General features: G+C 48.1%; 8 protein-coding genes and 1 pseudogene. 4 read left to right on the top strand and 5 right to left on the bottom strand.

Going from position 1 to position 8,807, the window contains the following annotated elements; genetic code table 11:
- Positions 1-191, top strand: a 191-nt coding sequence (locus H6F50_RS26885) for a hypothetical protein (RefSeq protein ID WP_242028877.1), incomplete at its 5' end; no start/stop codon positions are given.
- A gap of 56 nt (positions 192-247) precedes the next feature.
- On the opposite strand, the gene H6F50_RS03015 is transcribed toward H6F50_RS26885, so the two are convergent.
- Positions 248-2,869, bottom strand: coding sequence for a CHAT domain-containing protein (locus H6F50_RS03015; protein ID WP_190426162.1), 2,622 nt, complete (start codon positions 2,867-2,869; stop codon positions 248-250).
- Between the two features lie 158 nt (positions 2,870-3,027).
- Positions 3,028-4,635 (bottom strand): HAMP domain-containing sensor histidine kinase, encoded by a 1,608-nt coding sequence (locus H6F50_RS03010; protein ID WP_190426159.1) that lies wholly within the window; start codon positions 4,633-4,635, stop codon positions 3,028-3,030.
- Between the two features lie 59 nt (positions 4,636-4,694).
- Here H6F50_RS03010 and H6F50_RS03005 point away from each other — a divergent pair, with 59 nt between their 5' ends.
- From H6F50_RS03005 to H6F50_RS02995, 3 genes are all read left to right on the top strand, one after another.
- Positions 4,695-4,838 carry a hypothetical protein gene (locus tag H6F50_RS03005; RefSeq protein WP_190410387.1) on the top strand — a complete coding sequence of 48 codons (144 nt, stop codon included), beginning with the start codon at positions 4,695-4,697 and terminating at the stop codon, positions 4,836-4,838.
- A 177-nt stretch (positions 4,839-5,015) separates the two neighbouring features.
- Positions 5,016-5,180 (top strand): hypothetical protein, encoded by a 165-nt coding sequence (locus H6F50_RS03000; protein ID WP_190426155.1) that lies wholly within the window; start codon positions 5,016-5,018, stop codon positions 5,178-5,180.
- A 62-nt stretch (positions 5,181-5,242) separates the two neighbouring features.
- A complete protein-coding gene (locus tag H6F50_RS02995) occupies positions 5,243-6,664 on the top strand; it encodes a general stress protein (protein WP_190426153.1) in 1,422 nt (473 codons plus the stop codon).
- A 67-nt stretch (positions 6,665-6,731) separates the two neighbouring features.
- Here H6F50_RS02995 and bioF read toward each other — a convergent pair whose 3' ends face one another.
- The 3 genes and pseudogenes from bioF to H6F50_RS26880 all read right to left on the bottom strand — a co-directional run.
- Positions 6,732-7,898, bottom strand: a complete 1,167-nt coding sequence (bioF, locus tag H6F50_RS02990; RefSeq protein WP_190426151.1) for an 8-amino-7-oxononanoate synthase — start codon at positions 7,896-7,898, stop codon at positions 6,732-6,734.
- A gap of 297 nt (positions 7,899-8,195) precedes the next feature.
- On the bottom strand, positions 8,196-8,684 hold the full coding sequence (locus H6F50_RS02985) for a DUF2834 domain-containing protein (protein WP_199291960.1): 489 nt from the start codon (positions 8,682-8,684) through the stop codon (positions 8,196-8,198).
- A 17-nt stretch (positions 8,685-8,701) separates the two neighbouring features.
- Positions 8,702-8,807: pseudogene (locus H6F50_RS26880) on the bottom strand (IS630 family transposase); the annotation flags it as partial.

Genomic DNA, 8,807 nt, shown 5'->3' with positions numbered 1-8,807 from the left:
TATCAATTTGCTATCAGATTGTGGAAAAACACGGCGGTCAGCTGAAGTGTATTTCCGCACCCGGTGAGGGAACTGAGTTTGTAATTCAGATTCCAATCCGACAGACAACTCATGCCGATTCTATGTATACATCCCGTCGTCTAAAGCCTGCCATTGAGCGAAATGAAGAGCAACAGCTACACGGAGCTTAGCGAATGGGAGAAGGAATTAAAAACCGAAGAATTTCTATCTTTCTGTTTTAATTTAATTATTGTGCTTCTCCAATAAGAGTAAAAGCCGCCCAGTCTTTCGGATCGGGGTGTTGCTTCATTGTTGTCAGCATCGCCTGACGCATCGCTTGCGCTTTGTCGGGATTCTTTTGAAGGTTTTGATAAAATTCGGTCATTAAGGATGCTGTAGGGGCGTCTGGAACCGACCAGAGGGACACAATTACACTGGGTATACCCGCAGTAATTAAGCTGCGAGATAGTCCGATAACGCCATCGCCGGTAATTTTGCCTCTGCCAGTGTCGCAAGCACTCAGCACGACTAGCTCAGCATTCAGTTTCATGTCTAGAATTTCGCTAGCAGTAAGTAAGCCAGTATCCTGCTCAGATGGAGCGAGAGCGATCGCACCCGGTACACCCAAACCTTTGAAATCATCCAGCAATCCATGTGTCGCCAGATGAATAATCTTCGCTTTGGGCATCTGTTGCGCGATCGCTATTTTGGTCGCTTGCTTGCCAATGAGCGGTTTGGTTTTGAGGAGAGAAGCGATCGCTTTTGCTTCCTGTTCCGCACCCGGTAGCTGAGATAACGGCTCCGGTTTCTCCCCAATTTTAGGAGCGATTTTAGGCATTGTAGGATTGCCTACCACTAGCACTTCCTTTCCCGATACACGTTGCCGTTGCTTGTGGGTTAGCTCCAGAACCTGAATAGCGGGTGCTGTCACAATAGTGTGTTGTTCGATGAAGTATTTGCCACTGGCATCTTGGAGTGCTGGGAAGGGAACTAGGAACAGTTCACGTTGAGGGATGAAAATAATTCGGTCGTTGGGGTCTTTTGGCAATCGGTCAGCAATCGGTTGAATCAGCAGTTGATGCAGTTGCTGTAATCGTTTATTAGTGCTGGTTTTATCCACTTTAGAGGCAACGGCAAGGCCACGACCTCTAACGCCGATGGAATCACGGCTGCTAGTAACAAGTTCTTCTAGAGAAATATTTTGTTTTTGCCACAGAGGTTTCAGGTCAGCTGTGCGAAACGTTACTTCACCTGTAGGCTTGATGACCCAAATATAGAGTTCTGATTCTTGAGCTTGTTGTTTACCTTGAACTTTGAATGTGTCGTAAATAATCGAATATTGAACAAGAGTGGAGGCTTGCGCTTTAGCAATTTGTTTAATTTGCTCAATGGTAGGAGGTTGAAGGTTAGAAGGTGGAGCTGAACCTTCAACCTGTAACCTGTCATCCTGCAACCTATCAGCGAGTAACTCCACAAAGGCTCGTGCCCTTCCCCGCTCCGCAATTTCCAGTGCTGGCTCAGTTTTACTCTGGGCAATGAGGACTTTTTGTAATGTCTGGTACGTACCAACTTGCCTTTCAAAGATTGACACTTTATTCGCATCGTTACTGCCTAAGCCCGCTCGAATAGATTCCAGAACCTTAATTGCATCCATTAAAATTGGCTCTGCGGTTACGAAATTGCCTTGTTTATAGAGAGTAAAACCTAAATTGTGCAGAGCTATGCCTTCGCCTTCACGGTTTTGAATTTCCTGCGCGATCGCTAACTGTTGCTGAGAGTATTCAAGCGCTTTAGCATAGTCTCCAAGGCGACGGTAAGCCACTCCCAGATTACCTAGTAAAGCTCCTTCATTGCGTCGATCTTTGATTTCTCGTGCGATCGCCAAACTCTGCTGAGTATAATCAATCGCCTTGGTATAGTCTCCTAAAAAAATATAAGCCATTGCCAGATTAGCTAGTGCCAACCCCTCACTTCGTCGATTTTTTATTTCCCGGACAATCGCTAACTGCTGCTGAGAGGATTCAATCGCTTTAGCATAGTCCCCAAGGTTACTGTAAGCCACTCCCAGATTGCCCAGTGCCGCCCCCTCGCTTCGTCGGTCTCCTATTTCCCGGGCGTTGGCTAACTGCTGCTGAAGGTAGCCAATTGCCTTGGCATAGTCTCCTAGGGAAACGTAAGCTGCTCCTAAATTGGCTACTGCCTTTCCCTCAGCTTGTGGATCTGGAAATCCATCTGCTGCAACGAGCGCCAATACCTGCTGAGAATACTCAATCCCCTTAGGGTAGTTTCCCAAGTTAAGGTAAATCCCTCCCAGATTGGCCAATGCCGCCCTCTCATTAAGTGGGTCTTCTATTTCTCGTGCGATCCCCAACTGCTGCTGAGTGTAATCAATCGCTTTGGCATAGTCACCTAGAGAGTCATGAACCAGTCCTATCCCTCCTAGCGCCAATGCCTCGCCTTTTCGGTTTTTGATGTTCCGGTAGATTAAGAGTGACTGTTCCAAAGACTGTAATGCCGCTGCCCATTGACTGGTAAAATACTGCCCAGCTCCTTGTTTACGTAGGCGATCTGCTTGAGTCTCATAAACCATGTCGATCTTTTCTAGGACCAACTCCTCGCCTCGGCGGTCTTTGAGTTCCTGGTAGATCAAGAGTGCCTGTTGCCAAGACTGTAATGCCGCTTCCTGTTGATTGGCAAGATACTGGTCAAATGCTTGCCCATCCAGTCGCTCTGCTTCCGCTTTCCTTGCATTTGGGGTTTGAGCCAACGCTTGGGGTGCTGTTAAGGGTGCTGGAAGATTGGCAACTGGTGTCACGCCATTGGCAACAAGCATGGCGAATAGCATCAGTCCGATTTTTGGGCGTCGCATGGCTGGGTCAACAGGTGTAGATGTGCGGCAGTAGCTACACTGTCATAGCCCAGACACAAAGATACTGTCCAGCGATCGCGGCTGTAACGAAGAGCGGATGCTAGATATTAAGACTTGCATTAGTGGCGGGATAGCGATCGCTATCCCGCGATTACCAATTAAGCATTCCAAATGCCGGAACCATCCACATCTAACGGTAGGAAAACCGTCATGACCTCACCTTGCTGGGGTCGTTGCCGTACAATCAGTTTTCCTCCTAACGCTTGGAAGAGATTTTTGGTGACGTTGAGATTGAGGCTCAAACATCCGGTTTCTGGCTGAAACATCAATAGCTGACCAATTGACTTGCACGTTGGTGGGTTGTTGTCTGCGGCTAGCGAGTTGCCGCTTTCGTCAGGTTGGTTTTGAGACTGGAGTTGCAATTTTAGCTGGTCTCCGGCGGGTGTCACCTCCACCTGAATATGACCGCCTGCGGGGATGCTGCGAGTGAAGTTTTCAATTAACCCAGTTAGTACCTGATCCAGCATGGCGGGATTACTGACAACAGCGGGGAGCTTTTGCGGTAATACCACCTCTAGGGTTAAGTTGCGACGATTTGCTTGTTTTTGCCAGCGAGGAATGCTGTTTTGGAAGACCTGCGCTACCGACATCGCAGTCAGGTGAACGGGCGAGCGCTTAACGGTTTCTGTTTCTAATTCCACCGCCCGGAAAAACAACTCCATGCGGTCAATTTGCTCGGTACACTCGCGATCGATCGCTTCCAAACGCCTGATGATGTCCGGTGCTAATTCGTTGCGGCGCTTCAGCAACAGCCGCGTTAAGGTGCGTATGGTACTCAGGGGCGTCCGTACTTCGTGGGCAAACGCTTGAAGTAATTCCACATCATTAGAATTTTGAATTTTAAATTTTGAATTTTCAATTAATTTAGGATTCAAAATTGGCAGTTCGGAATTATCTTCTAGCTCTTTACCTTTTGCTTCTTGCCCACACCCAAGACGGGATAAATCGGCGTCTTTCCGATCGCCTCTGATTTCTTCGGGCAAATGTTTCAACAGCAACCGGCTAAATTGCATAACGGTTCGATAATCGGGCGCTTGGGGTGCAAAGCGTTCGACTAAAGTTTCTAACTGACTCACTTGATGAAGGCTAGTCAGCAACAAGCGCGATCGCAAAGTTTGCCACGCTTGCTCCACCACTTGCGGATCAAAAGAATATTGGAAAGCTGGGGCACCTGTAATATCTTCTCCAACAACCATCACCAAACTAAACCGTGGTGTAAAAATTACGCAAAACTGTTCGCTTGTTAAGGGATCGGCAGGGATTAACGGGAAGTTGGAAGTGGATTGAGGTTCGTTTTCCTTTTGCTGAGTTGTTGCGGGAGGCAGCAGAAATGGCATTAATGCCAGAGGATTAAATCGCTCTGCTGTAAAAATTCCGGTATGAACGCGAGTCATTACCGCTGGGTGGCTCAGAACCGGCACAGGACCCGCTAAAATTAAGCCCAAGGTTTGTGGCGAATCTTGTAGCGAATCAGTGGCAGGTTCTAGAACTTGCAGCAGCAACTGTTCCAAGGCAGCGATCGCTCCACACCACTCCCGCGAGGCACGGGCGTACTCTCGTGCCGTCCGGCTGGCAGGGCGCAATCCATGCGCTTTTTCTGCTGTCTGCTCTACAGAAGGCATAACAGAATTTGCCCCAGTTTGTTCGCTGTGTTCGCTCTGGGCTAATATTTCACTGATGGTTGGTAGTAACCACTTTTTTTGCACAAAGATCCACCCCTTTAACGGCAATCAACTGGCGGTGCGTCTTTAAACTACTTCTGATTATGAGCGTACCGATAGTTGCCCTCTATCGGTGGTGGTATAACCGAACGAATCAGTGGCAATTCCCGCGCTCTGTTCGGAAAAATTTCTCAGGGTCATCGGGGCACAATCTCCCCATTCATGCTCTAGGAGCCGGTTCTCCCTGATAAATGTCCGTTAATCTCTTGGCAACTCCTCTCCTTATAAAAGTAAGTTCATAAAAGATAAGTTCTTTCCCCTTCCCCGAAACAGAAGCAGCTTCGGGGTTAAGTTTACTGTATAAGACAAAGTATAAGTGTCTTTCCACTCATGCTAAGGGGCAAGGAATAAAGGCATACAAAAAAATGAGCAAAAACCAAAAAGAGTTTTTCGTCAAAAAAACTGATGCAAAAAATGCATTAGGAGCTGATAGAAGAATATCTTTTACCCATCTGTTGATAGAGAAAATTTTACATCTCCAGGCTGATGAAAAGTGTAGAAAAAAACAGAAAGATAAGCAAAGTGCATAAATAAAAAATTGATTCTGTATTTGTGCTGACGGAAGTTATTGAATACTTCTAGGAGGAAAAAAATGACCCTCGACCAAAACAAGCGAGCTGTCGGCGTATTTTCTACACCTGAACAGGCGGAATATGCGCTCAACGAGCTTAGGGACTCTGGTTTTGCCATGAACACAGTTTCTGTGGTGGCACGGGATAGCACTCGGCAAGATGAGGTAGCTGGTGTTGAAGTCAACCCTTACGGAGGTGGCAATGAAGCCGGTGGGGGTGCAGCGGCGGGTGCCTTAGCAGGCGGTGCGGTCGGCGGTTTAGTTGGCGTCCTAGGAGCCTTAAGTGCGTTGGCAGTTCCGGGATTTGGTCCGGTTATCGCAGGAGGTGCGATCGCTTCTATTCTGGGAGATGCTTTAATCGGGGGTGCGGTTGGCGCTGCGACAGGTGGCATTGTCGGCACACTGATGGGTTTAGGAATTCCTGAAGAACAAGCCAAAGTTTACAACCACCGAGTCTCCCAAGGAGATTATTTAGTAATTGTCGAGGGTACGCAAGACGAAATTAATCGTGCTGAATCGATTTTGAACCGGCAAGGTATTCAGCATTGGGGTGTCTACAATGTGACTGGGGTTTCGGCGGTTCCTGACAATTATGGCGCTTCTTCCTCAACCCCCTTCGATCCGATCAGCAGCACGTATCCTTCCCCATTGGGACTCGATCCCCTGGCGACGGGTTATTCCTCTTCGTTAGGAATGAATCCGCTGGGTGCCGCCTCTCCCGTTGCCTATGTTCCTACAGAAGATAATGTCAATGACAGCGATTTCAGCCGACACAAGCGAGCCGTTGGTGCCTTTGTCAGCCGTCGGGATACGGAAGATGCACTTCACGAGCTGAGTAATTCTGGCTTTCCGATGAGTAAAGTTTCCGTCGTTGCCAGAGATGCAGACCCCCAGGATCAAATCGCTGGCGTTGAAATGAGCGATCGCGTTGATGACAATAACGTTGATGAAAGCGCAACCACAGGGGCGATCGCAGGGGGTGCTTTAGGCGGTCTGACTGGCTTATTACTCGGTTTGGGTGTATTGGCGATTCCCGGAGTTGGCCCGATTTTGTTGGCTGGTGCTACCGCAACTGCGATCGCAACCACCCTTGCGGGGAGTGGAATCGGCGCAGCCGCAGGTGGCTTGATTGGCGCACTGCTGGGTTTGGGAATTCCTGAAGATCGAGCGCAAGTTTATAACAATCTTGTGGCTCGCGGTGATTATCTGGTTATGGTAGATGGCACCGAAGACGATATCGAACGTGCCGAATCAGTTCTGAGCAATCGCGGCATTCAAGAGTGGGCTATCTACGATGTACCGCCTTCTACAACTTCGAGAACCGATTCCACTAACCGCATCGTCGAACCTCAGGAGAATCTGACGGCTGTGAATGAGATTAAGTCTGAGGATAACGTGACCCAAGTAAGCGATCGCGTTACCATCGTTGACCATCGGCAATAGTTTTTCCAGAATTTCGCGCAAAGGCGCAAAGTTTTTCTTAGCGTCTTAGCGCCTTTGCGCGAGATAATCAAAAGTAATTTTCATTTAACGCCTCCACCAATCGTTGAAGATGGGCAGCTTCATGGGTTGCCATTACCGAGAGCCGAATTCGACTCGTAGGCACCGTGGGAGGACGAATCGCTGGGGCGAAAATGCCGGATGCTTTTAGTTGATGTCCCATTTTTAGCGCTGCTTCTGCACTTTCCAAGGGAAAGCAGAGAATGGGTGATTCAGAAGGCAGTAATTGTAGTGGTAACTTCTGGGCAATCTGCTGTTTGAGAAAATTGACATTACGCCACAGACTAGCGAGGCGTTCCGGTTCTTTTTGGATGATGCGAACTGCTTCTAATGCCGCAGCGGTATCCGCGGGGGAAAGAGCCGTTGTATAAATCCAACTAGGTGCCCGATTCCGCAAAAAGTCAATCACAGCCGAGTTGCCTGCGACATATCCACCCAAACTGCCTAAAGCTTTGCTGAGAGTGCCGATTTGAATCAACGGGACATTGCTACAGCCAAAATGTTCTACACACCCAGCACCCGTTGCTCCGAGTACCCCTGTGGCATGAGCTTCATCAACGAGCAGCATACAGCTAAATTCCTCCGCCAGCTCTAACAGTCCCGGTAAGGGGCACAAATCGCCATCCATACTGAAGACGCTATCTGTGAGAATCAGGCATCGACGGTATTTTTCCCGGTGTAAATTCAGTTGGGTTTTTAACTCCTCAACATTGCAGTGAGGGTATTCAATAACCATTGCACCGCTAAGAATCGCCCCATTTTTCAGACTGGAGTGATTGTACCCATCAGACACAATCAGATCGCGTTTTCCGACTAAAGCAGCGATCGCACCTAAGTTTGCCAGATATCCAGAGCTAAAAACTAAGGCATCTTCAGTTTGTTTGAGGGATGCGATCGCTTTTTCCAATTCCCGATGCAGTTCCCGATGTCCGCTGAGTAACCGAGAACCCGTGCTACCCGTGCCAAATGTCTGAGTAGCCGCTACTGCGGCTTGGATGAGGCGTTCATCCCCCGCGAGTCCCAAGTAATCATTACTGGCAAAATTGATGACTTCACGCCCCTCCAGCAACACCGTCGCACCCGGACGACTAGCGATCGCTTGCACCGATCGATACCAATCTGCGCGGTGAATGGTGGCGAGGGATTGCTCTACCCAAGCGTAAGGATTTTTTGGCATTCCGATCGGTTATCGCCCCTTTAACTCGCCTATATAGCAGTTCTCACTTTGTTGCAATATACTCGGAACCTCACCCTCAACCGCCTCTCCGCAAGCGGAGAGAGGGCAGTATTGAACCCTTTCCTGCTTGCGGGGCGGGGCAGGGGTGGGGTTAAACGGTACTGCGTCCAAACGAGAATTGCTATAAAAGAAAATACAGGAAAAGTGGCAATCATGCTTTCCACCTCCCAGAGACGCTACAGCACCCCTCTATATTTTCATTTTCTCCTTTCACATTCTCCTGGCACAACTCGCAAGCTAAGCTGTCAAATTAGACGCTTGAAAGCTGACGTCAGCACTTGATTCTGGCAAAGGTGGACGCAGGCAAAGATAAGCAAGTGGTCCAAATAAAGGTACTAGCGCCACCGCCCAGAAAATTCGAGCCTCCTTTATGCCCCGACGAGCCATATCATCGTCAAACAGTGACGTTAATGGAAACACCAGGCACATCAGACAAAAATCCAAACTGATGAGGTGAACGAATTCCCTGGTTTTAAACTGTTGAATATAATCTCCCCAATCTCCAGCAAATATTGCGTAGGCAAGTAAGCCAATCGTTGTTAACAGTAGGAAAATTCCTGTCCAACGGGAATCTAGAATTTTTAGTAATTTATCCTTTGGTCCAGAAAATTCTTGATTTGATTTTCGGAAAATTAAATAGGGGATAAAGCAAATCACACCCGTTCCATTTGCCCCAATGAAATAAGGCCATGAGCGAAACGGTTGCGTTGTGCCATCAGCAAACATTAGACAAGCATAAGTGCTTAAGCAAAATTAATTACATATTCGGTTCCGACTTTTTTTAGCACATTTTTGACATACTTTACTAAACTTTTCCAGTCCCGATAAGCCTCTATCTCTATCCATTCA

Origin of the sequence: Coleofasciculus sp. FACHB-712, assembly GCF_014695635.1 — a bacterium.
Taxonomy (GTDB): Bacteria; Cyanobacteriota; Cyanobacteriia; order Cyanobacteriales; family FACHB-T130; genus FACHB-T130.
Note: the sequence above shows the minus strand (reverse complement) of the source record. Positions and strands in the feature narration are given on the sequence as shown.

Bases quoted from the DNA above. Each gene is read 5' to 3' on its own strand.
- H6F50_RS02995 (WP_190426153.1), top strand. From the start codon at position 5,243: ATGACCCTCGACCAAAACAAGCGAGCTGTCGGCGTATTTTCTACACCT.
- H6F50_RS03005 (WP_190410387.1), top strand. From the start codon at position 4,695: ATGAGCGTACCGATAGTTGCCCTCTATCGGTGGTGGTATAACCGAACG.
- H6F50_RS02985 (WP_199291960.1), bottom strand. From the start codon at position 8,684: ATGTTTGCTGATGGCACAACGCAACCGTTTCGCTCATGGCCTTATTTC.
- bioF (WP_190426151.1), bottom strand. From the start codon at position 7,898: ATGCCAAAAAATCCTTACGCTTGGGTAGAGCAATCCCTCGCCACCATT.
- H6F50_RS03015 (WP_190426162.1), bottom strand. From the start codon at position 2,869: ATGCGACGCCCAAAAATCGGACTGATGCTATTCGCCATGCTTGTTGCC.
- H6F50_RS03000 (WP_190426155.1), top strand. From the start codon at position 5,016: ATGAGCAAAAACCAAAAAGAGTTTTTCGTCAAAAAAACTGATGCAAAA.